The 22,215-nt window shown below is 72.3% G+C and carries 24 protein-coding genes and 2 pseudogenes; 9 read left to right on the top strand and 17 right to left on the bottom strand.

What is annotated here, in order from left to right; all coding sequences use genetic code 11:
- Positions 1–107 precede the first annotated feature (107 nt).
- On the top strand, positions 108–557 hold the full coding sequence (locus tag FVS66_RS04655) for an OsmC family protein (protein ID WP_149179700.1): 450 nt from the start codon (positions 108–110) through the stop codon (positions 555–557).
- Between the two features lie 556 nt (positions 558–1,113).
- Here FVS66_RS04655 and FVS66_RS35685 read toward each other — a convergent pair.
- The 5 genes and pseudogenes from FVS66_RS35685 to FVS66_RS04630 form a co-directional block, all read right to left on the bottom strand.
- Positions 1,114–1,224: pseudogene (locus FVS66_RS35685) on the bottom strand (VOC family protein); the annotation flags it as partial.
- Between the two features lie 51 nt (positions 1,225–1,275).
- A complete protein-coding gene (locus FVS66_RS04645; RefSeq protein ID WP_149179699.1) occupies positions 1,276–1,662 on the bottom strand; it encodes a DUF302 domain-containing protein in 387 nt (128 codons plus the stop codon).
- A 250-nt stretch (positions 1,663–1,912) separates the two neighbouring features.
- A complete protein-coding gene (locus FVS66_RS04640; RefSeq protein ID WP_149179698.1) occupies positions 1,913–2,968 on the bottom strand; it encodes an SPFH domain-containing protein in 1,056 nt (351 codons plus the stop codon).
- Between the two features lie 3 nt (positions 2,969–2,971).
- Positions 2,972–3,403: an NfeD family protein gene (locus FVS66_RS04635; RefSeq protein WP_149179697.1), complete on the bottom strand. Its 432-nt coding sequence runs from the start codon at positions 3,401–3,403 to the stop codon at positions 2,972–2,974.
- 177 nt (positions 3,404–3,580) lie between these two features.
- Positions 3,581–4,546: a pirin family protein gene (locus tag FVS66_RS04630; protein WP_149179696.1), complete on the bottom strand. Its 966-nt coding sequence runs from the start codon at positions 4,544–4,546 to the stop codon at positions 3,581–3,583.
- Positions 4,547–4,663: 117 nt separating this feature from the next.
- Between FVS66_RS04630 and trxA the strand changes: the two genes are divergently transcribed.
- Positions 4,664–5,038 carry a thioredoxin gene (gene trxA / locus FVS66_RS04625; protein ID WP_149179695.1) on the top strand — a complete coding sequence of 125 codons (375 nt, stop codon included), beginning with the start codon at positions 4,664–4,666 and terminating at the stop codon, positions 5,036–5,038.
- Positions 5,039–5,120: 82 nt separating this feature from the next.
- Here the strand turns inward: trxA and FVS66_RS04620 are convergent, their stop codons facing one another.
- Together FVS66_RS04620 and FVS66_RS04615 are read right to left on the bottom strand one after the other, a co-directional pair.
- The gene (locus tag FVS66_RS04620; protein ID WP_149179694.1) at positions 5,121–6,305 is read right to left on the bottom strand and encodes a thiolase family protein; all 1,185 of its coding nucleotides are present in this window, start codon (positions 6,303–6,305) and stop codon (positions 5,121–5,123) included.
- A 167-nt stretch (positions 6,306–6,472) separates the two neighbouring features.
- A complete protein-coding gene (locus FVS66_RS04615; protein ID WP_149179693.1) occupies positions 6,473–6,742 on the bottom strand; it encodes a hypothetical protein in 270 nt (89 codons plus the stop codon).
- 170 nt (positions 6,743–6,912) lie between these two features.
- On the opposite strand from FVS66_RS04615, the gene FVS66_RS04610 reads away from it, so the two are divergent.
- On the top strand, positions 6,913–7,383 hold the full coding sequence (locus FVS66_RS04610; protein WP_149179692.1) for a type II toxin-antitoxin system PemK/MazF family toxin: 471 nt from the start codon (positions 6,913–6,915) through the stop codon (positions 7,381–7,383).
- A gap of 25 nt (positions 7,384–7,408) precedes the next feature.
- Here FVS66_RS04610 and FVS66_RS04605 read toward each other — a convergent pair whose 3' ends face one another.
- On the bottom strand, positions 7,409–8,266 hold the full coding sequence (locus FVS66_RS04605; RefSeq protein ID WP_149179691.1) for a TIGR02452 family protein: 858 nt from the start codon (positions 8,264–8,266) through the stop codon (positions 7,409–7,411).
- A 134-nt stretch (positions 8,267–8,400) separates the two neighbouring features.
- Here FVS66_RS04605 and egtA point away from each other — a divergent pair, with 134 nt between their 5' ends.
- The 4 genes from egtA to egtD are packed head-to-tail and all read left to right on the top strand — an operon-like array spanning position 8,401 to position 12,912.
- On the top strand, positions 8,401–9,780 hold the full coding sequence (gene egtA, locus FVS66_RS04600; protein WP_149179690.1) for an ergothioneine biosynthesis glutamate--cysteine ligase EgtA: 1,380 nt from the start codon (positions 8,401–8,403) through the stop codon (positions 9,778–9,780).
- Positions 9,777–11,108 carry an ergothioneine biosynthesis protein EgtB gene (egtB, locus tag FVS66_RS04595; RefSeq protein WP_149179689.1) on the top strand — a complete coding sequence of 444 codons (1,332 nt, stop codon included), beginning with the start codon at positions 9,777–9,779 and terminating at the stop codon, positions 11,106–11,108. The genes egtA and egtB overlap by 4 nt, the downstream gene beginning before the upstream one ends.
- On the top strand, positions 11,108–11,950 hold the full coding sequence (gene egtC, locus FVS66_RS04590) for an ergothioneine biosynthesis protein EgtC (protein WP_149179688.1): 843 nt from the start codon (positions 11,108–11,110) through the stop codon (positions 11,948–11,950). The genes egtB and egtC overlap by 1 nt, the downstream gene beginning before the upstream one ends.
- The gene (egtD, locus tag FVS66_RS04585) at positions 11,947–12,912 is read left to right on the top strand and encodes an L-histidine N(alpha)-methyltransferase (RefSeq protein ID WP_149179687.1); all 966 of its coding nucleotides are present in this window, start codon (positions 11,947–11,949) and stop codon (positions 12,910–12,912) included. The genes egtC and egtD overlap by 4 nt, the downstream gene beginning before the upstream one ends.
- Here egtD and FVS66_RS04580 read toward each other — a convergent pair.
- The 3 genes from FVS66_RS04580 to FVS66_RS04570 all read right to left on the bottom strand — a co-directional run bounded on the left by FVS66_RS04580 (position 12,807) and on the right by FVS66_RS04570 (position 15,868).
- Positions 12,807–13,691, bottom strand: a complete 885-nt coding sequence (locus tag FVS66_RS04580) for a lysophospholipid acyltransferase family protein (protein WP_149179686.1) — start codon at positions 13,689–13,691, stop codon at positions 12,807–12,809. The genes egtD and FVS66_RS04580 overlap by 106 nt on opposite strands.
- The gene (locus FVS66_RS04575) at positions 13,691–14,467 is read right to left on the bottom strand and encodes a GNAT family N-acyltransferase (protein WP_149179685.1); all 777 of its coding nucleotides are present in this window, start codon (positions 14,465–14,467) and stop codon (positions 13,691–13,693) included. The genes FVS66_RS04580 and FVS66_RS04575 overlap by 1 nt, the downstream gene beginning before the upstream one ends.
- A gap of 150 nt (positions 14,468–14,617) precedes the next feature.
- Positions 14,618–15,868: an extracellular solute-binding protein gene (locus FVS66_RS04570; RefSeq protein ID WP_149179684.1), complete on the bottom strand. Its 1,251-nt coding sequence runs from the start codon at positions 15,866–15,868 to the stop codon at positions 14,618–14,620.
- Between the two features lie 205 nt (positions 15,869–16,073).
- On the opposite strand from FVS66_RS04570, the gene FVS66_RS04565 reads away from it, so the two are divergent.
- Positions 16,074–16,301 carry a dodecin gene (locus FVS66_RS04565; protein ID WP_149179683.1) on the top strand — a complete coding sequence of 76 codons (228 nt, stop codon included), beginning with the start codon at positions 16,074–16,076 and terminating at the stop codon, positions 16,299–16,301.
- Positions 16,302–16,314: 13 nt separating this feature from the next.
- Here FVS66_RS04565 and FVS66_RS04560 read toward each other — a convergent pair whose 3' ends face one another.
- Positions 16,315–16,803 (bottom strand): hypothetical protein, encoded by a 489-nt coding sequence (locus tag FVS66_RS04560; protein ID WP_149179682.1) that lies wholly within the window; start codon positions 16,801–16,803, stop codon positions 16,315–16,317.
- Between the two features lie 58 nt (positions 16,804–16,861).
- Between FVS66_RS04560 and FVS66_RS04555 the strand changes: the two are divergent.
- Positions 16,862–17,098 (top strand): annotated as a pseudogene (locus FVS66_RS04555) (LLM class flavin-dependent oxidoreductase); the annotation flags it as partial.
- Positions 17,099–17,162: 64 nt separating this feature from the next.
- On the opposite strand, the gene FVS66_RS04550 reads toward FVS66_RS04555, so the two are convergent.
- From FVS66_RS04550 to FVS66_RS04530, 5 genes are all read right to left on the bottom strand, one after another.
- Complete coding sequence (locus FVS66_RS04550; RefSeq protein WP_149179681.1) at positions 17,163–18,026, bottom strand: tyrosinase MelC2; 864 nt, start codon at positions 18,024–18,026, stop codon at positions 17,163–17,165.
- Positions 18,027–18,043: 17 nt separating this feature from the next.
- Positions 18,044–18,493 (bottom strand): apotyrosinase chaperone MelC1, encoded by a 450-nt coding sequence (locus FVS66_RS04545; RefSeq protein WP_149179680.1) that lies wholly within the window; start codon positions 18,491–18,493, stop codon positions 18,044–18,046.
- A 297-nt stretch (positions 18,494–18,790) separates the two neighbouring features.
- Positions 18,791–19,537, bottom strand: coding sequence for a succinate dehydrogenase/fumarate reductase iron-sulfur subunit (locus FVS66_RS04540; RefSeq protein WP_149179679.1), 747 nt, complete (start codon positions 19,535–19,537; stop codon positions 18,791–18,793).
- The gene (locus FVS66_RS04535; protein ID WP_149179678.1) at positions 19,534–21,483 is read right to left on the bottom strand and encodes a fumarate reductase/succinate dehydrogenase flavoprotein subunit; all 1,950 of its coding nucleotides are present in this window, start codon (positions 21,481–21,483) and stop codon (positions 19,534–19,536) included. Before FVS66_RS04535 ends, FVS66_RS04540 begins: the two co-directional genes overlap by 4 nt.
- 1 nt (position 21,484) lies before the next feature.
- Positions 21,485–22,204, bottom strand: coding sequence for a succinate dehydrogenase cytochrome b subunit (locus FVS66_RS04530; RefSeq protein ID WP_149179677.1), 720 nt, complete (start codon positions 22,202–22,204; stop codon positions 21,485–21,487).
- Between the last annotated feature and the right edge of the window lie 11 nt (positions 22,205–22,215).

The raw sequence follows: 22,215 nt of genomic DNA, 5'->3' as shown, positions 1-22,215 counted from the left end.
GGCCGAACGGCCCCGAACCCGCTCCCGTCGGCCCATCGCACCGCCGCACCGCCCGGGTTCCACTGGAGGTGAGCGAAGCGGCCACCCTCGCCGAAGGAGGCCCGGCCATGAGCGACACCGCACGGAAGACCATCACCGGACAGCAGCCGACGGCCGAGGTGCACCGGCTGGACATCGCCCATAGCGACGGAGACGTGTACGCCGTCGACATCCGCGACCACCGGCTCCTGGTCGACCAGCCCGAGGACGCCGGTGGCACGGACACCGCACCCACCCCCACCGAGCTGTTCGCGGCGTCCCTGGGCACGTGCGTCGCCTTCTACGCCGGCCGCTACCTTCATCGGCACGGCCTGGAACGCACGGGGCTGCGCGTGCGCCTGGAGTTCACCATGGCTCGCGACCTGCCGGCCCGCGTCGCATCGATGAGCATCACGATCAAACCGCCACCGGGACTGCCCGATGAGCGCCGCCCGGCCCTGCTCGCCGTCGCCTCGCACTGCACGGTCCACAACACGCTGAGGCAGCCACCGGAGATCGCCGTCGAACTGGAGCCGTGAGCACCCGCCGCGCCCTGACCGAGCCGCCCTCCGGGTCCGCGCCCGCCGCGGCCTCGTCCGCGACGAGCCCTGACGAGCCGGTCACGGCCGTCCCCACTGTTCTGGACGCATGTGATCCCGTACGGCGGGTTCGAGGGACATCGCCACGACCACCATGGGACCGAGCACCCCGAGTTCCCCGTCTTCGGCAACAGCCTGGCCACAATCTATGACGAGCTCGGCAGGTCTGAGGACGCACACCGCACAGCACCGGCCCCCCTCCCACCGAAACCGTCACCGCGACTCCGCCTCCCCGTTCGGCTGCCGCCCCCCGGCCCGCCTCGTGAACACAACCAGACGGCTCGGCGCTCGAACTTCGATGAGAAGCGCTCAGCCTTCCCTGCGACAGGTCAAGTCGGGATCATCGCCGAGCCGCCGGCGAGCGAGCCGATCTCGCCCCCCCCTACACGCAAGCTCCGCCGCCCGTATGGACCGGGACGCCGCAGCGCGCCCCACTCGGGGTCATGGCGCATGAGCACACGAGGCTCACGTGTCGGGGTGTCGTCAAGGCTCCGCGTCAGGACGGGGCGAGGACGCGGAACTCATGGCCCTCCGGGTCGGCCAGGCACGTCCACGAGGCGTCGCCCTGGCCGGCCCTGCCGATCCCGAGGCTGCGGCCGCCGAGCGCGCCACCCAGAGATCGGCGAGCAGCTCGAACCGCCGCCGGTCCGCGTCCGGGTCAGGTGAGGGAGGCCAAGGCGGTGTCCAGCCGGGCCGTGGCGTCGGTGGCGATGGGCCGGAGGTCGGGCAGGCCGGTCAGGGTGACCATGACGCCAGGGTCGAGGGCCTGGACGACTGTCATGTCGCCGTCGCGCCGGACGACGACGTTGCAGGGCAGGAGGAGGCCGATGTTGCGGTCGATCTCAAGGGCCTTGTGGGCGAGCGGCGGGTTGCAGGCGCCGAGAATCAGGTAGTCCTCCATGTCGTAACCCAGCTTGGCCTTCAAGGTGGCCTTGACGTCGATCTCCGTGAGGATGCCGAAGCCCTGGTCGGCCAGGGCATTGCGTACGGCGGTGACGGCGGTGGCGAAGTCGGCGCCGAGGCGGACGGTGCGGTCGTAGGGCACGGACACTCCCAGCTGGTGCGGAACAACTGAATTCTCTATACCCCACCGGGTACTCGCGCAGGGCGAGGCAGTCGCTCCGGCGCGCACATTCCACCCTCAGGAATACCCCCTGGGGTACGCCTGTCAGGGTAACCGCCCAGATACAGCGCGCTCACCACGAACCCTCATTTCCGCACCACCCCCTGACGTGGCCGAAGTGCGCGGTCGGCGTGAGCGTGGCGGACATGAGTCCGCCAGGGAATGCCGACGGCTATGCCGCGTCCGGTGGTTGGTGCCGGCCGTCTGCGAGGGGGCGGGGTGGGCGGGCGTCGGCCTGGGCCGCGTCGGCGAGGGCCTCGGCGGCGGCTTGCGCGGCCTGCGCCGCATCGTCGGCGGCCTGGGCGGCCGCCCCGTCCTCGGAGGATGTCTCACGCGTGGCCGGCGACTGGGGCAGCACCTCGCTGAAGGCGCGGGACACCCCCTGAAGAGCGGAGGTGACCTCGCTGGGGATCACCCAGAAGGTACTGCCCGGTCCTTGGGCGAGCTGCGGCAGCATCTGCATGTACTGGTAGGCGAGCAGCTTGGGGTCGGGGTCGTTGCGGTGCACGGCCTGGAACACCTCGTCGATGGCCCGGGACTGCCCCTCGGCCTTGAGGATCTCAGCGGTACGGTTGCCCTCCGCCCGGAGGACAGCGGACTGCTTGTCGCCTTCGGCGGTGAGGATCTGTGACTGCCGTTGCCCCTCGGCCCCGAGAATCGCCGCCCGCTTGTCGCGCTCGGCACGCATCTGCTTCTCCATCGCGTCCTTGATGGACTGCGGCGGGTCGATGGCCTTGATCTCCACCCGGTTGACTCTCAGCCCCCACTTGCCGGTGGCCTCGTCCAGCACGCCACGGAGCTGGTTGTTGATGGTGTCGCGCGAGGTGAGGGTCTTCTCCAGGTCCATGGAGCCCACGACGTTGCGCAGGGTGGTCACGGTGAGCTGTTCGACGCCCTGCAGGAAATCGGCGATCTCATAGGCGGCCGCACGTGGATCCGTGACCTGGAAGTACAGGACCGTATCGATCTCGACGACCAGATTGTCCTCGGTGATGACCGGCTGCGGCCTGAACGAGACGACCTGTTCCCGCAGATCGATCACCGGATAGACCCGGTCGATGTAGGGGATGACGAGGTTGAGCCCCGGCCTCAGCGTGCGACGGTAGCGGCCGAGGCGTTCGACATTGCGAGCGCGCGCTTGTGGAACGATGCGGACCGCCCGCACCACGGTGAATACGGCGATGAGCGCGACAATCACGCCGGCTATGAGCAACGCCGAGACTTCCATGGTTCACTCCCGGGGATAGACGAGGGCGGTGGCGCCATTGATTTCCATGACGTCGACGGTCGCTCCCGGAGGAATCACCAGCGTTTCGTCATAGGCGCGAGCCGTCCATTCCTCGCCACCGATGCGGACCCTGCCACCCAGGCCCGTCACCTCCGAGACGACATAGGCGGACCTGCCCACCAGTGCGTCGACGCCGAACCGCTCAGGCTGAGGCTTGAACAGGTGGCGCGCCGCGATGGGGCGTACGAAGAACAGACTGACCGCAGCCAGGACAGTGAAGATCAAGAACTGCGCGGGCAACGGAAGTCCCAACGCGGCGGCCCCCGCCGTGACCAACGCAGCCGCACCCAGGATCCCGAGCGCGGCAGTGAGAGTGAAGATCTCCGCCACCGCCAGCACTCCCGCGGCGATCAACCAGATCAGCCAAAGATCCATTGCACCCTCCCGGCCGCTGCGGCTCCATGAAGGCCCAGGTAGATGATTCACCCTTTGTACTACTTTTTACCCTTATCGGCGGACCCCACGCCCCCGCGGGCCTTCGCGCTGAGCATGTCCTCGGCACGGGGCCCCCGTCGCTGGTCGGGTGACTCGTCCCCGTCGCGTCATCACAGGTCAGCGGACCCTTCCGCGTGGCTTGAGCGGACCCGGCGGGAGTTCGGGGGCCGGGAGGGGGTCGCCTGCGTAGCCTTCCACCTTCCCGAAGCGGGTGCCGCGCATCCAGTCCTCGCGGGCCTGGGCGATCTCGTCGTGAGTGCGGCCGATGAGGTTCCACCACATGATGATCTCCTCCGCGAACGGTTCGCCGCCCAGGAGCATCACGGTCGCGTCCGACTCGGCGCGGAGGGGGAGCTCGGAGCGGCCGCAGCCGAGGTAGAGCATCGAGCCGGGGAGGACGGGGACGCCGTCGACATGGGTCTCGCCGGACATGGCGAGGACCGCGTACTCGAAGTCGGGGTCCAGGGGGAGGCGGGCCTCCGTGCCCCGGGTGAGGGTCAGGTCGGCGCCGACCAGCGGGGTGTACGTGGTGCCCGGGGACGTCGTGCCGTCGAGGGTGCCCAGGATGACCGTGGCCGTCAGTCCCCGGGCCGTGACGTGCGGGAGGGCGGCGTGGTGCTCGAAGTGCGGGGGCGCGTGGCGGTGGGCGTCCGGGAGGGCTACCCAGAGCTGGGCGCCGTGCAGATAGCGGGCGTGGGTGCGAGGGCTCTCCTCGGAGTGGGCGATCGCCCGCCCGGAGGTCATCAGGCCCAGTTCGCGCGGGCGGACCAGTTGGAGGCTGCCCGTGCTGTCGCGGTGCAGGACTTCGCCCTCGTGGAGCCAGCTGACCGTCTGCAGGCCCATGTGCGGATGCGGCGGGACCTGCATTCCGGGCTCGTCGGCGATGTCGTCGGGGCCGTAGTGGTCGACGAAGGCCCACGCGCCGACCATGCGGCGGCCCAGGTTGGGAAGCAGTCGGCGGACCTCGGTGGCCTCGCCCAGAAGGACGCGGCGCGGGCTGAGTAGTTCCCTCACCGGCTCCGCTACGACGAAACCCCTGCCACCGCAGAGGGACGGCGTGGCCTGGCGGTCGAGATTGCTCATGGCGCCCAACCTAGAGGATGGCGGGGGCGTAGCGCCGCCCACGAAGGGCAGGCGGAATAGCGATGGCCCCGGGCACCGTTGTGCGGGGCACCGACGGACACCCGAGAGGCGGACGGCATGAGCACGATCGAGCTGACCAAGGAGAACTTCGACCAGGTCGTGTCGGACAACGACTTCGTCCTGATCGATTTCTGGGCGTCCTGGTGCGGGCCCTGTCTGCGGTTCGCTCCCGTGTACGAGAAGGCGTCCGAGCGCCACACGGACCTGGTCTTCGCCAAGGTCGACACGGAGGCGCAGCAGGAGCTGGCGGCGGCGTTCGACATCCGGTCGATCCCCACCCTGATGATCGTCCGCGAGAACGTGGCCGTGTTCGCCCAGCCCGGGGCCCTGCCCGAGCCCGCCCTCGAGGACGTGATCGGGCAGGCTCGTGAGCTTGACATGGACGCCGTGCGGAAGGCGATCGACGAGGCGCAGGCCGGGGCGCAGGGCTAGCCCGGCCGGCCCTGCGGCACGCCGGCGCCGCAGGGGCTCCCGACGTCGGGGCCGACCCTGCGGCGCCTCCCGGGATCGGGGGCTAGCGTTCCAGGACCACCGCGATGCCCTGGCCCACTCCGATGCACAGCGCCGCCATGCCCGTACCCGAGCCGGCCGCGGCCAGCTGGTGGGCGACGGAGCCCGCGAGGCGGGCACCGGAGGCGCCGAGGGGGTGGCCGATGGCGATGGCGCCGCCGCGCGGGTTGACGACCGCCGGGTCCAGGTCGGGCCACTCGGCGAGACAGCCGAGCGCCTGCGCGGCGAACGCCTCGTTCAGCTCCAGCACGGCAAGGTCGGCCGGCGTGCGGTCCGCCTTCCGCAGCGCCCGCTGGACCGCCTCGACCGGGCCCAGGCCGAACAGCTGGGGCTCGATGCCGGTCACCGCCGACGCGCAGATACGGGCCAGCGGCTCGCGGCCGCAGGCGCGCAGGCCGTCCTCGTCGACGAGGAGCAGCGCGGCGGCGCCGTCGTTCAGCGGTGAGGCATTACCGGCGGTCACGGTGCCGTCGGCGCGGAACGACGGCTTCAGCTTGGCCAGAGCCTCCATGGACGTCGCGTCGCGGACGCACTCGTCGCGCGCCAGGTCCACGCCCTCGTACGGAACGACCTCCCCGTCGTACAGGCCGTCGGCCCACGCCCGGGCGGCCTTGCGGTGGCTGTCGAGGGCGAAGGCGTCCTGCTGCTCGCGGCTGATCGCGTGCTTGTCGGCGATGAGCTCCGCGCCCTCCCCGAGGGACACGGTCCACTCGGCCAGCATCCTCGGGTTGGTCATCCGCCAGCCGAGCGTCGTCGAGTGCAGCTGCTGGTGTCCGGCCGGGAAGGCCCGTTCGGGCTTCTGAAGGACCCACGGGGCGCGGGACATCGACTCGACGCCACCCGCGAGGACGACCGAGGCGTCGCCGAGGGCGATGGCGCGGGCGGCCTGCACGACCGCTTCCAGACCCGAGCCGCACAGGCGGTTGACGGTCACCCCGGGCACGGTGACCGGCAGACCCGCGAGGAGCACCGCCATACGGGCCACGTCGCGGTTGTCCTCGCCGGCGCCGTTGGCGTCGCCGAAGTAGACGTCGTCGATCCTGGCCGGGTCCAGGGCGGGGGTGCGGTCGACCAGCGACCGCACGACATGCGCGGCGAGGTCGTCGGGGCGTACGGAGGAGAGGGCGCCGCCGAACTTGCCGATCGGCGTGCGGACGGCGTCGACGATGTAGACGTCGCGGATACTCATCGGGTCTCTCTCCCACGGCCTCGTGCGTGCGCGCATTCGCGCACGCGTATGGTGAACGGGCGTTCACTACCGACGTGGCGAGTCTCCGGCGCCGGAGCGGTCGGTGTCAACGGCCGCCGAGCCGTCAGCCGCCGAGCCGTCAGCCGTCAGCCGTCAGCCGTCAGCCGTCAGCCGTCAGCCGGGGCCGTCACCCGCGCCGACAGACCGTAGTCCAGCTCGAAGCCGTCCACCAGCAGCGCCTCCACCGTGCGGGTCTCCGGGTCGATATCGGCGACCATGCCGCCCCCGGAGTACCGCGGGTATCCCGAGGCGCCCGTCTCGCCGGTGGCCTCCACCACGGCCGAGCGGATCGCCACCTCGGCGAGGTGCGCGACATCGCGCCCCTCAGCGTGCTGCGGCACGACCAGGATCTCGAAGCGCTGCGGATGTGTGCTCATGCTCGTGACGCTAAGGACGTACGGCGCGACGCGCACGTCAGGCGACGGCCGCCGACCCTCGCCGACCGACACCGACGCCGCCGACCGACCGACCGACCGACCGACGACGGACGCCCGCGGAGGCGGCCAGGGGTGCGGTTACCGGCCGTGAGGCTCTACGGTGTGCCGTCGTGACGACGCACTTCCGCTCAAGCGGCTCCCCTGACGGCCTCGACGACCTCCCCGGCCGGTACGGGCCGACCGCGACCACCGAAGCCGAACCCCACGCGGTCGGGCCGGTCCGCACCTCCTACGCCCCCGACCGCGACAACGCCCCCGATCCCGGTGAGATCGTCTGGACGTGGGTGCCGTACGAGGAGAACGACGGGCGCGGCAAGGACCGCCCCGTCCTGGTGGTCGCCCGGGAGGCGGCCGGCACGCTGCTCGCCGTGCAGCTGTCGAGCAGACGGCACGACCACGACCACGAGTGGGTGCCGATAGGCGTCGGGCCGTGGGACCGGGCCGGGCGTGAGTCCTGGGTCGACCTGGACCGGGTGCTGAGGGTCCACGAGGACGGGATGCGGCGCGAGGCCTGCGCGCTGGACCGGCCGCGGTTCGATCTGGTCGTGACGCGGCTGGCCGGGCGTTACGGCTGGAGCTGACCGCTCCGCGTACGGGCGTTCCCCGCTAGGCGGCCGGGAACGCCTCGCGGAACGCCGCGAGCGTGCCCGCGTCGCGCGTGCGGTCCAGGATCGCGAAGACGACCTCCTCGAACCGGCCCGCGAACCGCCCGTCGCCGGTGAGGAGCGCCCGGAACGCGCCCGCCACCTCGGCCGGGTCGTTGCGGAAGACGCCGCAGCCCCAGGCGCCCAGCACGAGCCGCCCGTAGCCGTGGGCCGCGGCGGTCTCCAGGACGCGCTCGGCGCGGGACGCCAGGGCGGCCGGGATGCGGGCGGCCAGTTCGGGCGTGCGGCGGCGGATGACGCCCGCGTTGGGCGCCGGTGAGGTCAGGAACCCCACCGTGTAGGGCCGGTCGAGAAGCCGGCCCCGGTCGTCCCGGAACACCGGGACGCCGGGCGAGTGGATGACCCGGTCCGTGTAGAAGGGGTCGCGGTCGGCGCGGTGGTGCTCGTAGTAGGCGGGGGCCCGCAGCAGCGTGGCGTACAGGGCGGACGCGCGGCAGACGGCCTCTTCCTGGGCCTGTGCGCCGTTGAGGTAGCCGCCTCCGGGGTTGCGCGCGGAGGCGAAGTTGAGGACGGCGACCGGGGCGTCCGGTACGGCTGTGGTGAGCCGGCGCGCCGCCTCGGTACTGGACTCGCCGGTGACCTCGATCCTGGCCGTACGGCCGATGTCCGAACCTGCGCCCGAACCGGCGTCCGACGTGGCGGGGAAGGGTACGGGGCCGGGACCGTGCAGGGTCGTCCCGGCGAGGGCGCGGGCCAGGTCCTCGGCGATGCTGATCTCGCGGCCGTCCTCGGTCCGGTAACGGCCCGCCGCGACGATCTCCTCGGTCCGGCGTGCGATGTCCCGCAGTCGTGCGCTCATACCCGGCATCGTCCGCGATCATGCGGGCGGCGGGCAACGGGATTTCCGGCATGTGCCGTTCACGGGGGCACTCTTGTGCGGGCCGTCGGCGGTGGCTTAGGTGGGACGGTACGCCTTCGACAGGAGGAGCCACCATGCCGTCGACCGACTTCCCGGAGAGCGGAGAGCCGCTGTCCGAGGACGAGGCGGAGGATCTGCTGCGGTGCATCTGTTTCAAGACCGGTCCTCCCCGCGCGGTCGGGGTCGAACTGGAATGGTTCGTCCACGATCTGCACCGCCCGTATCTGCCCGTCCCCGGCGATCGTCTGCACACCGCCTTCACCACCCTGCGCACCCTCGGCCTGGGGTCCTCGCTCACCCTGGAGCCCGGCGGACAGCTGGAGCTCAGCTCGCCGCCCGCCGCGTCGCTCACCGAGTGCGTCGCCACCGTCTCGGCGGACCTCTCCGCCGTGCGCGCCGTGCTCACCCCGCTCGGACTCACCCTCACCGGCTCCGGTACGGACCCGTGGCTCGCCACCCGGGAACGCCTCCTGCGCGAGCCCCGCTACGACGCCATGGAGCGCTATCTCGACCGCTGGGGCCCGGCCGGCCGGTTCATGATGCGCGACTCGGCGTCCGTACAGATCTGCGTGGACTCGGGGCACGAGGAGCCCGGCCCGCTCGGCTTCGAGCGGCGCTGGCGGCTGGCCCACCTCCTCGGCCCGGTCCTGGTCGCCTCGTTCGCCAACTCCCCCACGCTGCACGGCAGACCCACCGGCCTGCGGTCCACGCGGCAGTCGCTGTGGGCGGCGATCGACCCGGTACGGGGCCTGTCCCCGCCCACCGGACGCGAACCCCGGTCCGCCTGGGCGGCGCATGTGCTGGAGGTGCCCGTGATGTGTGTCCGCGCCGCCGAGGGACCCTGGGCGGTGCCGGAGGGCCTCACGTTCCGTGAGTGGCTGCGGTCCGGAACGCTCAGGGCCCCGACCCGGGCCGATCTCGACTACCACCTGACGACACTGTTCCCGCCGGTCCGGCCCCGCGGGAGCCATCTGGAGCTGCGCATGCTCGACGCGCAGCCGGGCGACGACGGCTGGATCGTGCCCCTCGCCGTGACCAGCGCCCTGTTCGACGACCCGGAGGCCGCCGACGCGGCGTACCGGGTTCTGCTGCCGCTGGCGGAGACGGCCGGACCGCTGCGCCCGCCGAACGACGCGCACTGGCGGGCCGCCATCCGGGACGGTCCGGACGCGCTCGCCCTGCACCGGGCGGCCGTGGCGTGCTTCGGCCTCGCCCTCCAGGCTCTGGTCCGCTCCGGCGCGCCCACCGGGGTGCTGGACGCGGTCGCCGCGTTCCAGGACCGGTTCGTGCTGCGGCGCCGCTGCCCGGCCGACGACCGGCGCCTCGCCCCGCTCTCCCCCGCCGTCCCGGCCTCGGCTCCTCCGGGTCCTCCCGGGCGCCCCGCTCCCCCCGCCTCCTCTTCCGGCCTCGGCCCCGGCACCGGCCCCGACTCCGCGAAGGACCCCCGTTCATGACCGTTTCCGCCTCCCCCGAGATCCTCCGGCGGCAGGCGTGCGACGCACTGGCTGCCGCCCGGGCGCGTACGGCCCTGCTCACCGACTGTGTCGACGACGGCGAGCTGACCGCCCAGCACTCGCCGTTGATGTCCCCGCTGGTGTGGGACCTGGCCCATATCGCCAACCAGGAGGAGCAGTGGCTCCTGCGCGCCGTCGGCGGGCGGGAGGCGCTGCGTCCCGAGATCGACCCGCTGTACGACGCGTTCGAGCACCCCCGGGCCACCCGGCCCTCCCTGCCGCTGCTGCCGCCGACCGAGGCACGGGCGTACGCGGCCGAGGTGCGCGGCCGGGTCCTCGACGTCCTCGACCGCGCCCGGCTGGAAGGCGATCCGCTGCTGGACGCGGCGTTCGCGTTCGGGATGGTCGCCCAGCACGAGCAGCAGCACGACGAGACCATGCTGATCACCCACCAGCTCCGCCGCGGTCCCGCCGCGCTCACCGCGCCCGCGCCCCCGCCACCGGCCGAGGACGCGGCGCGGCTCCCGGCCGAGACGCGGGTACCGGGCGGCGCGTTCACGATGGGCACCTCGTCCGAGGAGGAGCCGTGGGCGCTGGACAACGAACGGCCGGGCCATATGCGGGTCGTCCCGGAGTTCTTCATCGACACGGTGCCTGTGACGTGCGGCGCGTACCGGCACTTCGTCGACGACGGCGGCTACCGCGAAGAGCGCTGGTGGGCGCCCGAGGGCTGGGCGCAGATCCGGCGGCACGGCATCGGCGCGCCGCTGTTCTGGGGCCACGAGGGCGGGCAGTGGCTGCGGCGGCGCTTCGGGGTCGTCGAGCCGGTGCCGGACGACGAGCCGGTGCTGCACGTCAGCTGGTACGAGGCCGACGCCTACGCGCGCTGGGCCGGCCGCAGGCTGCCGACGGAGGCCGAGTGGGAGAAGGCCGCCCGGTACGACCCGGTGTCGGGGCGGTCGCGGCGCTACCCGTGGGGTGACGCCGAGGCGACGCCGGACCGCGCCAACCTGGGGCAGCGGCATCTGCGCCCGGCTCCGGTGGGCAGCTACCCGACGGGGGCGTCCCCGCTGGGCGTACGGCAGCTGATCGGGGACGTGTGGGAGTGGACGGCCAGTGACTTCCTGCCGTACCCGGGGTTCGTGGCGTTCCCGTACCGCGAGTACTCGGAGGTCTTCTTCGGGCCCGGGCACAAGGTGCTGCGGGGCGGTTCGTTCGCGGTCGCGCCGGTGGCGTGCCGGGGGACGTTCCGGAACTGGGACCTGCCCGTGCGGCGGCAGATCTTCGCCGGGTTCCGTACGGCGCGGGACGCGGGGGTGACGGGCTGATGTGCCGTCATATCGCCTGGGCGGGCGCCGACGCGGTGCCGCTCGGGGAGCTCCTCGTGGCGCCCGCTCACGGCCTGTACCGGCAGTCGTGGGCGCCTCGCCGCCAGCGGTACGGGACGGTCAACGCGGACGGCTTCGGGGTCGGGTGGTACGCGCCGGGCGACCCGGTGCCGGCCCGCTACCGGAGGGCGGGGCCCGTGTGGGCGGACCCGTCGTTCGCCGACCTGGCGCGGGTGGTGCGGTCACGTGCGGCGCTGGCCGCCGTCCGGGACGCGACCCTGCCCGGCGCCGACGGGGAGGCGGCCGCGGCGCCGTTCGCGTCCGGGCCGTGGCTGTTCAGCCACAACGGCGCGGTGGCGGGCTGGCCCGACACGGTCGCCGCGCTCACCGCGGGGCTGCCGCCGACGGAGCTGCTGGCGCTGGAGGCCCGTAACGACTCGGCGCTGGTGTGGGCGCTGGTGCTGCACCGGCTGCGGCACGGCGACACCCTGGCGGACGCCCTGGCCCGCGTGGTCCGCGACGTGGCCACGGCCTCGCCCGCGTCGCGGCTGAACCTGCTGCTCACGGACGGCACGACAGTCGCCGCCACCGCGTGGGGCGACACGCTCTGGTACCTGGCCGGGCCGCCGGGCCCCGGCCGCCGCGCGGTCGTGGCCTCGGAGCCGTACGACGACGATCCCGCCTGGTGCGAGGTGCCGGACCGGACGCTGCTCACCGCCACGGCGGACGGGGTGACGCTCGGTCCGCTGCCCGTGTCGCCGCCGCTCGCCTCATCTCCCTCCCCTCTCTCGCCGCACGTCCCCCGTGCTTCGGCCGACCCGCTCGAGGAGTCCCCCGCGTGAGCCCGTTCCTGCTGACCCGCACCCTGCCCGAGGACACCGCAGGCGCCGATCTGCGCGCCGACGTGCTGTACGGCCTGACCCGCATGCCGAAGGAGCTGCCTCCCAAGTGGTTCTACGACGCGCGGGGCAGCGAGCTGTTCGAGGAGATCACCCGGCTGCCCGAGTACTACCCGACCCGGGCGGAGCGGGAGATCCTGATCGCCCGGGCACCGGAGATAGCCGCGGCGACCGGCGCCCGCACCCTGGTGGAGCTGGGGTCGGGCTCGTCGGAGAAGACCAGGCACCTGCTGCGGGCCATGCGGCCCGGCCTGGAGGGCTATGTGCCGGTCGATGTGAGCGAGTCGGCGCTGACCGGAGCGGCCGGGGCGCTCACCGCGGAGCTGCCCGGGCTGCGGGTGCACGCGCTGGTCGCCGACTTCACGCGGGGGCTGGCCCTGCCGGGCACGCCGGGGCCGCGGCTCGTGGCGTTCCTGGGGGGCACGCTCGGCAATCTGCTGCCCGGGCAGCGGGCCGCGTTCCTGCGCTCGGTTCGGGGGCTGCTGGAGCCCGGGGACGCGCTGCTGCTCGGCACCGATCTGGTGAAGGACGAGGCGACGCTGGTGGCGGCGTACGACGACGCCTCGGGGGTGACGGCGGCGTTCAACAAGAACGTACTGTCGGTGCTGGCCCGGGAGCTGGGCGCGGACGCCGATCCGGACGACTTCGGCCATGTGGCCGTGTGGGACCGGGAGAACGAGTGGATCGAGATGCGGCTGCGGGCGCGGCGCGCGCTGACCGTGAAGATCCCGGAGCTGGACCTGGAAGTGCCGTTCGCGGCGGGTGAGGAGTTGCGGACGGAGGTGTCGGCGAAGTTCCGTCAGGAGGGCGTCGCGAAGGAACTGGCGGCCGCCGGACTGGAGTTGTCGCGGTGGTGGACCGACGAGAAGGGGTGGTTCGCGCTGTCGCTGGCCACGGCGGTCTGAGAGGACACGGCGACGGCGACCGCCGCTTGCGCGGCGCGGGCCAGGGCGCGGCGGTCCGGGTGGCGGCCGGGCGGGATCGGGGCGAGGACCCGGATCTCGGCGGTGAGCCGGCCGGCCGCCGCGATCCGCCTCAGCGACGCGGTCAGCGGGTCGTCGCCGACGAACGCGGCCGGGCCGATTGGCCGGTAGGTGATCCGTACGGGCTGGACGGCGACGCCCGCGTCGAGTGCCGCCTGGAAGGCCGCCGGGCGGAACCGGCCCTGGGCCCGTCCGCACCACGTGGAGCCCTCGGGGAAGACCACGACGCGGTGCCCGGCGGCGAGGGTGCGGGCGATGTCGCGGACCGCGCCGGGGAGGGCGCGCAGGCGGTCGCGGTCGAGGAACAGGGTGCCGCCGAGGGCGGCGAGGGGGCCGACCAGCGGCCAGGACCGCACCTCGCGCTTGGCGACCATCCGGCCGGGGAGGACCGCCGCGACGAGCGGTATGTCGAGCCAGGAGACGTGGTTGGCGACGACGAGGTGCGGGCCGGGCGGCGGGGTGCCGGTGATCCGTACGCGGAGCCCGAACGCGCGGAGGACGGTACGGCACCACAGACGGGTGAGGGACCGGCGGGCGGCCGGGGTGAGGGGCGTGGTGAGCGGCGCGAGGGCCACCCCGGCGAGTATGGCGAGCAGCCCCGCGGTGAGCCGCAGGACGGCGCGGACATGGCCGGCCTCGGGGCCCGCCGGGGTGGCGCAGAGCCCGGGTCGGCAGGGTGCGGTGGGCAGCCAGGCGCTCATCACTGCACGCCGAGCGAGAGGAAGTGCCGCAGGTAGCGGGGGTTGGTGCGGCGCAGCGAGAGCAGTACGTACAGGTCGGCGACGCCGAAGTCCGGGTCGTGGGCGGGTGCGCCGCACACCCGGGCGCCGAGGCGGAGGTAGCCGCGCAGCAGCGGCGGGAGTTCGGTGCGCCCGGCGGGGCGGGGGACGCCGTCGGCGTTCCAGAGGCGGTGCGGGGTGACCCGGTATTCCTCGGGCGCGAGGTGCCTGTCCTTGACGGTGTCCCAGGTGGCGGCGGCGAGGGTGCCGCCGTCGGCGAGCGGGAGGGAGCAGCAGCCGGCCAGCCAGTTGTGGCCGGTGCGGGTCATGTAGTGGGCGATGCCGGCCCAGATGAGGGAGATGACGGCGCCGTTGCGGTGCGCGGGGTGCACACAGGAGCGGCCGACCTCGACGAGGTCGTCGCGGATGGGGGTGAGGCGGGAGAGGTCGAACTCGCCGTCGGAGTAGAGGCGTCCGGCTATGCGGGCGCGGTCGGGCGGCAGGAGCCGGTAGGTGCCGACGACGTCGCCGGTGGACTCGTCGCGTACGAGCAGGTGGTCGCAGTACGCGTCGAACGCGTCGCTGTCGAGCCCCGGCTCGGGCCCGTCGAGCCGCGCGCCGAGTTCCCCGGAGAACACCAGGTACCGCAGCCGCTGGGCGGCCCGTACCTCGTTCTGCTCCCGGGCGATCGAGACCCGGTAGCGGGGCTGCTGCCGGGTGGGTGCCTCGTCCAGGGTGGCTGCGGACAGTGTGGGCATGGGGGCTCCTTGGCCGGACGGCGGGGCGGGCCGGAGGGGTGCGGTGGCCCGTACCCCTACTTCTCCCGTCACCGGCTGGATTCGACGTGACCGCCCGGCGGAGCGGGGGTGTGCGGCGGCTGAATGCCCGGTTCGCGCCCCGCCCCGGTGTCAGCCCGCCAGCGCGCCGGTGATCAGCTCGGAGGCGGCGCGGGCCTCCGCCTCGGGATCGCGGCCCTGGAGGACCGCCGTCATGTACGGCTTGATGGGGTTGTCCGCTTCGACGTCCGCCCACTTCGGCGAGTTGGGGGTGGCCCTGCCGCGTGCCGCGCCGGCGGCCATGGCCGCGGTGGCCTCCTGGCCCTCGACGACGGAGGCCAGGGAGGTCTTGTTGGGCACGTAGTTCATGGTGCGGGCCAGGTCGGTCTGCCACTTCTCGCCCGCGAGGGCCTTGACGACGTCGATGGCGGCGGCGCGTTCCCGGGCGTTCACGGGGACGACGAGGTCTGAGCCTCCGGTGAAGACCGCGCACGGCTTGTCGGCGCTCTTGCCGGGGATTGGGAAGAAGCCGAGCCGGGAGGCGAGGGCCGGGTTCCGCTCCTCGATGGCGGCCGCGGCTCCGGGCGTGGCGATGATCTGGGCGACCTCGCCCTGGGCGAAGACCCCGGCCTGCGGGGGGTTCTCCTCGTCGGCGTCCCTCGGGCCTGAGCCGAGGGCCTGGAGCTTCTTGTAGAAGGCCATGCCCCTGAGCGCGGCGGGTGTGTCGAGCACGCCGACCCATTCGCCGTTCCTCTCGACGGCGAGGTCGCCGCCCTCGTCCCAGATGAATCCGGAGAGGGTGTACCAGTCCTGGCCCGCGAGGTAGATGCCCTGCGCACCGGTGCGGTTGATCTTCTCGGTGTCCTCCAGCCACTGCTCGCGGGTCTTGGGCGGCTCTTCTATGCCGGCCCGCTCGAAGAGGTCCTTGTGGTAGACGACGACCCGGTTGGCCGCGTACCAGGGGATGCCGAACTGGCTGCCGTCGATGCTGCCGGGTTCGGCGAGGCCGGGCAGCCACTCCTCATGGCCGAGGTCGCGTACGGACTCGAGCGTCAGGTCGTACAGGAGCTCCGTGTCGGCGTACTGGGCCACCTGGGTGTTGCCGACCTCGATGACGTCCGGTGCGTTCTCGCTCTCCAGGGCGGCCATGACCTTCTTGCCGATGCCGGTCCACTCCTGGAGGGCGACCTCCAGCCGGATACCGGGGTTCTCCTGCTCGTACGCGCTGGTGAACCGCTTGAGGAAGTCGTCGGACGCGCTGCCCTTCATCAGCCAGACCGTGACGGTGCGGGTTCCGGCGTCCTGGCCGGGGAGGGCGCCGCAACCGGTCAGGGCGAGGATGGACACGAGTGCGATGGGGCGGGCGAGCAGGCGTTTCTTCACGTAGGTCACCTTTTGCGTTCTCTGCAGGAGGACGGACCCGACGTGGGGGGAGCGAACGTGTTCGCACGGGCGGATGGCTGGATTTTGGTATGGACCAATGGGCGGGTCAAGTCCCCGCGCCCGCCTCGCGGACCGGGGCGGGCTGGGGCACCGTGGAAAGGAAGCGCCGGCGGGCGCGGCGCACGACGGCGACGAGGAGGCCGCCATGTCACACCACACGTATCGCGTCACCGAGATCGTCGGGACCTCGCACAACGGCGTGGACGAGGCGATCCGCAACGGGATCGCGCGGGCAGCGCAGACGCTGCACAACCTGGACTGGTTCGAGGTGACGCAGATCCGCGGGCATCTGGAGAACGGGCAGGTGGCGCACTACCAGGTGGGAATGAAGGTGGGTTTCCGGCTCGACGGGCCGGACGCCGGCGAGGAGTGAAAACACGGCCGCGTCAGGTGCGGCCCTCCTTCTCCTGGGCCTGTCGAAGCATCGGGGAGCTGAGCGCCCAGTCGGCCCGCACGACGTGGAAGCCCTCCTTCGCGGCCGCGGCGCAGACGAGTGCGTCGTCGTCCACGAGCATCCGGACCTCGCGGCTGCGGCTGATCCGGCGCAGGACCTCCAGCTTGGTCAGCCGGGCCGGGCGGCGGTCGGCGTTACGGCGCATATGGAGTCGGCCGTCGGGCAGGCCGTGGGCGGCCAGCCAGTCCAGGCTGTCCTGGCGGCACCGCTCGGGGCGGCCGGTGAGGTAACGGATCTCGCACTGACGGGCCGCTTCCAGGCAGAGGGCGATGCCCGGCGGGAGCGGCGGGTCCTGCGGGGCCGCGTCGAAGAACGCGCCCCAGTCGCGCGGGGTGCGCTCCAGGACGTGCTGCCGGTGCCGGGCGTCGGAGAGGGTGTTGTCCAGGTCGAACACGGCCACGGGTCTGCTGCTGTCGCTCATCACATCGTCAGCGTAGTGAATCCTCGTGCGCCGGAGGTGTTGAACCGGCGTGAGGCCGATCGCCGCCGCCCCGCTCCCAAGCCGCCTGTCCGTTCTGGACCGCTCGCGTGTCCGGGAGGGCGATGACGGCCCGCGGGCTCTGCGGGACACCTTCGGCCTCGCCCGGGAGGCCGAGGAGCTGGGCTTCCACCGTTTCCGGGTGGCCGAGCACCACGGCGTGCCGGGCGTGGCCGGGTCGGCGCCGACGGTCCTGGCGGGCGCGTCATCCGGCCAGAGCCGACCAGCTACAGCTGGCTGATGCCTTCGCTCGCGGGCAAACCACCCGCCAGCCGCGTCCCCAACCTCACAGGGCAATACACCTAGGCGGCGGGCCGGGTCCGGTCGGCCGGGGCCGCGTCGGTGTCGGTGTCGAACGTGTAGAAGCGGGTGTGGTCGAGGAGGTCCGCCGGGGTCACGTCGTTCCACGGGCGCATCGGCTTGTTCAGGTCCACCACATTCCGTGTGGGGCCGGTCGGCAGGTACGTGGAGCGGGGATGCCGGGCCTGCCACTCGGCCCACAGTTTGTCGACGAAGGCGTGGTGGAGCCAGAACACCGGGTCGTTCGGGGAGACTCCGGTGGCCATCTGGCCGCCCACCCAGACATGGACGCGGTTGTGGAGGTTGATGCCGCGCCAGCCCTCGAGATGGTTGCGGAAGCCGTCGGAAGCGCTGTTCCACGGCGGGGCGTCGTACGTCTCCATGGCGAGGACCGTGTCGACCTCGGCGCGGGTCGGCAGGCTTCGGCCGCCTCCGCCGAGGGAGCGGCGCAGGAAGTCGCGGCCGTCGACGCGGACGCCGATGGTCCAGCCGCCGGCGGAGCGGGCGAACGGCCCGTCCAGGACTCGGCCGTCCCGGCTGCGGCCGGTGCCGCCGAGGAAGTCCGGGGCCCACAGGGAGGAGGCCGGGGTGCGGTCGGCTGTCCAGTCCCAGTAGGGCAGGGCGACATCCGGGTCGACGGCTTGGAGGGCCTGCTCGAACTCCAGGAGGAATCTGCGGTGCCAGGGCAGGAACGACGGTGAGCGGTGGCCGACCCGGTCGCCGTAGTCGGTGTCGCTCATGATGAACTCGTTGTGCGTGTGGACGAACGGGTCGTACTTCCCGGTGCGCTTGAGCTCCAGGAGGGCGGCGACGAAGCGGCCCTTCTCCTCGGCGGTGAGCGTCGCCTGGTTCTTGCGTACGGTCATGGCGGTGCGGCTCCGGATCAGGTGGTGACGAGGGGGACGAGCGGCGCGCCCTGGAGTTCCAGGACGGCGGTACGGGCCGCGGCGCGCGGCGAGTGGAGCTGCTCGTAGTGGTTGATCACGCTGATCCAGGTGCCGTCGGCGTTCCGCATCAGATGCAGTTCCCGGCCGTCGATGTGGACGGTGTAGCCACCGTGTGCGCCGCCGCCGTGGTGGCCGCCACCGTTGGTGGGGCGGCCCTGGATACGGCGGCCCTCGTACACCTCGTCGAACGGGCCGGGGCCGGCGCTTCCGGGTATGCCTGTGCCGTGCCCGTGCCCGCCCCCGGCGCCGTGCAGTTCCCAGTCGGGCTCGCCCACGGGGCCCGGCTGGTCGGTCAGGGCGGTGGCGAGCGCCGGGGCGGCCGCGGCGAGGCCGGCGGCGGCGCCGACGGCGGCTCCCAGGGCGGCGCGGCGGCTGATACTTGACATGAGAGAAACCCCCAAGTGAGTGCAGTGGTCAGATGCACCCGGGGCTGTGGTCGGCAGCCCCGGCAGGGCATATGCCTACCGGGCCTGCGCCACGGGGGGGAAATTTCCCGATCAGGGAGGACTCAAAAAGGGACAACTCCGCATCAATAGTGAAGAGTTGAACGAAGTCGATCTTGCTGTTGGGGGCCTCGACGACCACACCCCGAGGCGAAGTCCTGCACGGAAAGTGATCATCCCGTGAAGATTCTTTCGCCCCGGGGTGCGCGCTGTGACGGGTGCCACAGTGGAAAGGTGTCCTTAAACCGCCCGGCGCCGCGAAGCCCGCAGCCACTCCTTGTTCATGGCCGCGATCGACGGCAGCGGGATGCCCTTCGGACACGCCGTGGCGCACTCACCGGTCAGCGTGCAGCCCCCGAAGCCCTCCTCGTCCATCCGCGCCACCATGTCGAGCACCCGGCTCTCCCGCTCGGGTGCTCCCTGCGGCAGCACATTGAGGTGGTTGATCTTCGCCGAGGTGAAGAGCATCGCCGAACCGTTGGGGCAGGCCGCGACACAGGCACCGCAGCCGATGCACTCGGCGTGCTCGAAGGCGTGGTCGGCGTCGGCCTTCGGCACGGGCGTGGCGTGGGCCTCTGGCGCGGAGCCGGTCGGGGCGCTGATGTAGCCGCCGGCCTGGATGATCCGGTCGAACGCCGACCGGTCCACCACCAGGTCCTTGACGACGGGGAACGCGGCGGCCCGCCACGGCTCGACGTCGATCGTGTCGCCGTCCCGGAACGAACGCATGTGGAGCTGGCACGTGGTGGTGCGCTCCGGGCCGTGCGCGTCACCGTTGACGACCAGGCTGCAGGCGCCGCAGATGCCCTCGCGGCAGTCGTGGTCGAACGCGACCGGCTCCTCGCCCCGCAGGGTCAGCTCCTCGTTGAGGGTGTCCAGCATCTCCAGGAAGGACATGTCCGGGGAGATGCCGTCGACCTCGTACGTGGCCATCGCGCCGGGGGCGTCGGCGTTCTTCTGGCGCCAGACGCGCAGGGTGAGCCTCATGCGTAGCTCCGCTGGGTGGGGTGGACGTACTCGAAGACCAGGTCCTCCTTGTGGAGGACGGGCGGCTCGCCGCTTCCGCGGAACTCCCAGGCGGCGGCGTACGAGAACTCCTCGTCCCCGCGGGCCGCCTCGCCGTCCGGGGTCTGGGACTCCTCGCGGAAGTGACCGCCGCAGGACTCGGTGCGATGCAGCGCGTCGAGGCACATCAGCTCGGCTAGCTCCAGGTAGTCGACGATTCGGTTCGCCCGCTCCAGGGACTGGTTGAACTCCTCGCCGGTGCCGGGCACCTTGATACGGCGCCAGAACTCCTCGCGGATCTCCGGGATCCGGTCGAGGGCCCTGCGCAGCCCCTCGTCGGTGCGGGCCATGCCGCAGTGGTCCCACATCAGCTCGCCCAGCTCCCGGTGGAACGAGTCCGGGGTGCGGTCGCCGTTCACGGCGAGGAGGCGGCGCAGCCGGTCCTCGGTCTCGCCGACGACCTCCGCAACGGCCGGGTGGCGGGCTGTGAGCGGGTCCGGCTTCGGGGCTCTCGCCAGGTAGTCGTTGACGGTGGACGGCAGGACGAAGTAGCCGTCGGCGAGACCCTGCATCAGGGCGGACGCGCCCAGCCGGTTGGCGCCGTGGTCGGAGAAGTTGGCCTCGCCGACGGCGAACAGGCCGGGCACGGTGGTCTGGAGGTCGTAGTCGACCCACAGGCCGCCCATCGTGTAGTGAACGGCGGGGTAGATCCGCATCGGCGCCTCGTACGGGTTCTCCGCGGTGATCCGCTCGTACATGTCGAAGAGGTTGCCGTACTTCTCCTCGACCTTCGCACGGCCCATCCGGCGGATCGCGTCCGCGAAGTCCAGATAGACGCCCTGGCCGCCGGGGCCCACTCCCCTGCCCTCGTCGCAGACGTTCTTGGCCGCGCGGGACGCGATGTCGCGGGGGACGAGGTTGCCGAAGGACGGGTAGATCCGCTCCAGGTAGTAGTCGCGCTCGTCCTCCGGGATCTCGTGCGGCGGGCGTGTGTCGCCCTTGGCCTTCGGGACCCAGATGCGGCCGTCGTTGCGCAGCGACTCGCTCATCAGGGTCAGCTTCGACTGGTGGTCGCCGGTGCGCGGGATACAGGTGGGGTGGATCTGGGTGAAGCAGGGATTGGCGAAGTACGCGCCGCGCCGGTGCGCCCGCCACACGGCGGTGGCGTTGGAGTTCATGGCGTTGGTCGACAGGTAGAAGACGTTGCCGTAGCCGCCGGTGGCGAGGACGACGGCGTCCGCGAAGTATGTGTCGACGCGCCCTGTGACCAGGTCGCGGGCGACGATGCCGCGGGCCCGCCCGTCGACGACGATGAGGTCGAGCATCTCGGTGCGCGGGTGCAGTTCGACATTGCCGGCGGCGACTTGCCGGGACAGCGCCTGGTAGGCGCCGAGCAGGAGCTGCTGGCCCGTCTGGCCGCGGGCGTAGAAGGTGCGGGACACCTGGACGCCGCCGAAGGAGCGGGTGTCCAGGAGGCCGCCGTACTCGCGGGCGAACGGGACGCCCTGGGCAACGCACTGGTCGATGATCTCGACGGAGATCTGGGCGAGCCGGTGGACATTGGACTCGCGGGCCCGGAAGTCGCCGCCCTTGACGGTGTCGTAGAAGAGGCGGTGGACGGAGTCGCCGTCGTTGCGGTAGTTCTTCGCGGCGTTGATACCGCCCTGGGCGGCGATCGAGTGGGCGCGGCGCGGCGAGTCCTGGTAGCAGAACTGGACGACGTGGTAGCCCTGTTCGGCGAGGGTCGCGCCGGCGGAGCCGCCCGCGAGTCCGGTGCCGACGACGATGACGGTGTGCTTGCGGCGGTTGGCCGGGTTGACCAGCTTCGCCTCGAAGCGGCGCCGGTCCCAGCGCTCCGCGATCGGCCCGTCCGGGGCCTTGGTGTCGGCGATCGGGGCGCCGGTGGCGTACGAGACGTACGAGCTCATGTCAGCTCACCACTCCGGTCATGACGGCGACGGGTACGGCGACGAAGCCCGCGGTGAGGACCACGGCGAGTGTGTCGGCGGTGGCCCTGAGGGCCCGGTCGCGGCGGGCGCTGCCCACGCCGAGCGTCTGGGCGGCGGCCCAGAAGCCGTGCCGGACGTGCAGGCCGACGGCGAGCATCGCGACGATGTAGATCACATTGCCGTACCAGGTCGAGAAGGTCGCGACGACGTTCTCGTACGGATGGCCCGGCTGGGCGTTCTCGTTCACGGTGAGCGTCGTCAGGTCGAGCAGGTGCCAGGCGACGAACAGGGCGATGATGACGCCGCCCCAGCGCATCGTGCGGGTCGCGTAGCTCGCGCGCCGGCGCTTGTGCACGTACCGGGTGGGGCGGGCCCTCCGGTCGAGCCTGCTGAGCCGGTACGCCGAGACTCCGTGCGCGACCACGGCGGTGAGCAGCACCACACGGACGATCCACAGGGCCCACTCGTGGTGCAGGACGGGGGCGCCCATGGTGCGCAGCCAGTGGCCGTAGGCGTTGAACTCGTCGGGGCCGAAGAAGACCTTGAGGTTGCCCATGACATGGGCGACGAGATAGCCGAGGAGGATCAGGCCGCTGACGGCCATGACCGCCTTCTTGCCGACGGTCGATCCGAGGAGGGTACGCCGAGGGGATGGTTGTCGCGCCGTTTTCGGTGGTCGCGTCCGCGTTGCCAGAGCCATGGCATCGGACG

This window comes from Streptomyces sp. TRM49041 (genome assembly GCF_008271805.1).
Taxonomy (GTDB): domain Bacteria; phylum Actinomycetota; class Actinomycetes; order Streptomycetales; family Streptomycetaceae; genus Streptomyces.
The sequence above is the reverse complement of the archived record's forward strand: the minus strand, read 5'-3'. Positions and strand labels throughout refer to the sequence as shown.

What these genes read in the sequence shown, in the direction of transcription:
- FVS66_RS04655 (WP_149179700.1), top strand. Translation starts at nt 108, where the DNA reads ATGAGCGACACCGCACGGAAGACCATCACCGGACAGCAGCCGACGGCC.
- FVS66_RS04640 (WP_149179698.1), bottom strand. Translation starts at nt 2,968, where the DNA reads ATGGAAGTCTCGGCGTTGCTCATAGCCGGCGTGATTGTCGCGCTCATC.
- FVS66_RS04635 (WP_149179697.1), bottom strand. Translation starts at nt 3,403, where the DNA reads ATGGATCTTTGGCTGATCTGGTTGATCGCCGCGGGAGTGCTGGCGGTG.
- FVS66_RS04630 (WP_149179696.1), bottom strand. Translation starts at nt 4,546, where the DNA reads ATGAGCAATCTCGACCGCCAGGCCACGCCGTCCCTCTGCGGTGGCAGG.
- trxA (WP_149179695.1), top strand. Translation starts at nt 4,664, where the DNA reads ATGAGCACGATCGAGCTGACCAAGGAGAACTTCGACCAGGTCGTGTCG.
- FVS66_RS04620 (WP_149179694.1), bottom strand. Translation starts at nt 6,305, where the DNA reads ATGAGTATCCGCGACGTCTACATCGTCGACGCCGTCCGCACGCCGATC.
- FVS66_RS04615 (WP_149179693.1), bottom strand. Translation starts at nt 6,742, where the DNA reads ATGAGCACACATCCGCAGCGCTTCGAGATCCTGGTCGTGCCGCAGCAC.
- FVS66_RS04605 (WP_149179691.1), bottom strand. Translation starts at nt 8,266, where the DNA reads ATGAGCGCACGACTGCGGGACATCGCACGCCGGACCGAGGAGATCGTC.
- egtA (WP_149179690.1), top strand. Translation starts at nt 8,401, where the DNA reads ATGCCGTCGACCGACTTCCCGGAGAGCGGAGAGCCGCTGTCCGAGGAC.
- egtB (WP_149179689.1), top strand. Translation starts at nt 9,777, where the DNA reads ATGACCGTTTCCGCCTCCCCCGAGATCCTCCGGCGGCAGGCGTGCGAC.
- egtC (WP_149179688.1), top strand. Translation starts at nt 11,108, where the DNA reads ATGTGCCGTCATATCGCCTGGGCGGGCGCCGACGCGGTGCCGCTCGGG.
- FVS66_RS04580 (WP_149179686.1), bottom strand. Translation starts at nt 13,691, where the DNA reads ATGAGCGCCTGGCTGCCCACCGCACCCTGCCGACCCGGGCTCTGCGCC.
- FVS66_RS04575 (WP_149179685.1), bottom strand. Translation starts at nt 14,467, where the DNA reads ATGCCCACACTGTCCGCAGCCACCCTGGACGAGGCACCCACCCGGCAG.
- FVS66_RS04565 (WP_149179683.1), top strand. Translation starts at nt 16,074, where the DNA reads ATGTCACACCACACGTATCGCGTCACCGAGATCGTCGGGACCTCGCAC.
- FVS66_RS04560 (WP_149179682.1), bottom strand. Translation starts at nt 16,803, where the DNA reads ATGAGCGACAGCAGCAGACCCGTGGCCGTGTTCGACCTGGACAACACC.
- FVS66_RS04550 (WP_149179681.1), bottom strand. Translation starts at nt 18,026, where the DNA reads ATGACCGTACGCAAGAACCAGGCGACGCTCACCGCCGAGGAGAAGGGC.
- FVS66_RS04545 (WP_149179680.1), bottom strand. Translation starts at nt 18,493, where the DNA reads ATGTCAAGTATCAGCCGCCGCGCCGCCCTGGGAGCCGCCGTCGGCGCC.
- FVS66_RS04540 (WP_149179679.1), bottom strand. Translation starts at nt 19,537, where the DNA reads ATGAGGCTCACCCTGCGCGTCTGGCGCCAGAAGAACGCCGACGCCCCC.
- FVS66_RS04535 (WP_149179678.1), bottom strand. Translation starts at nt 21,483, where the DNA reads ATGAGCTCGTACGTCTCGTACGCCACCGGCGCCCCGATCGCCGACACC.
- FVS66_RS04530 (WP_149179677.1), bottom strand. Translation starts at nt 22,204, where the DNA reads ATGGCTCTGGCAACGCGGACGCGACCACCGAAAACGGCGCGACAACCA.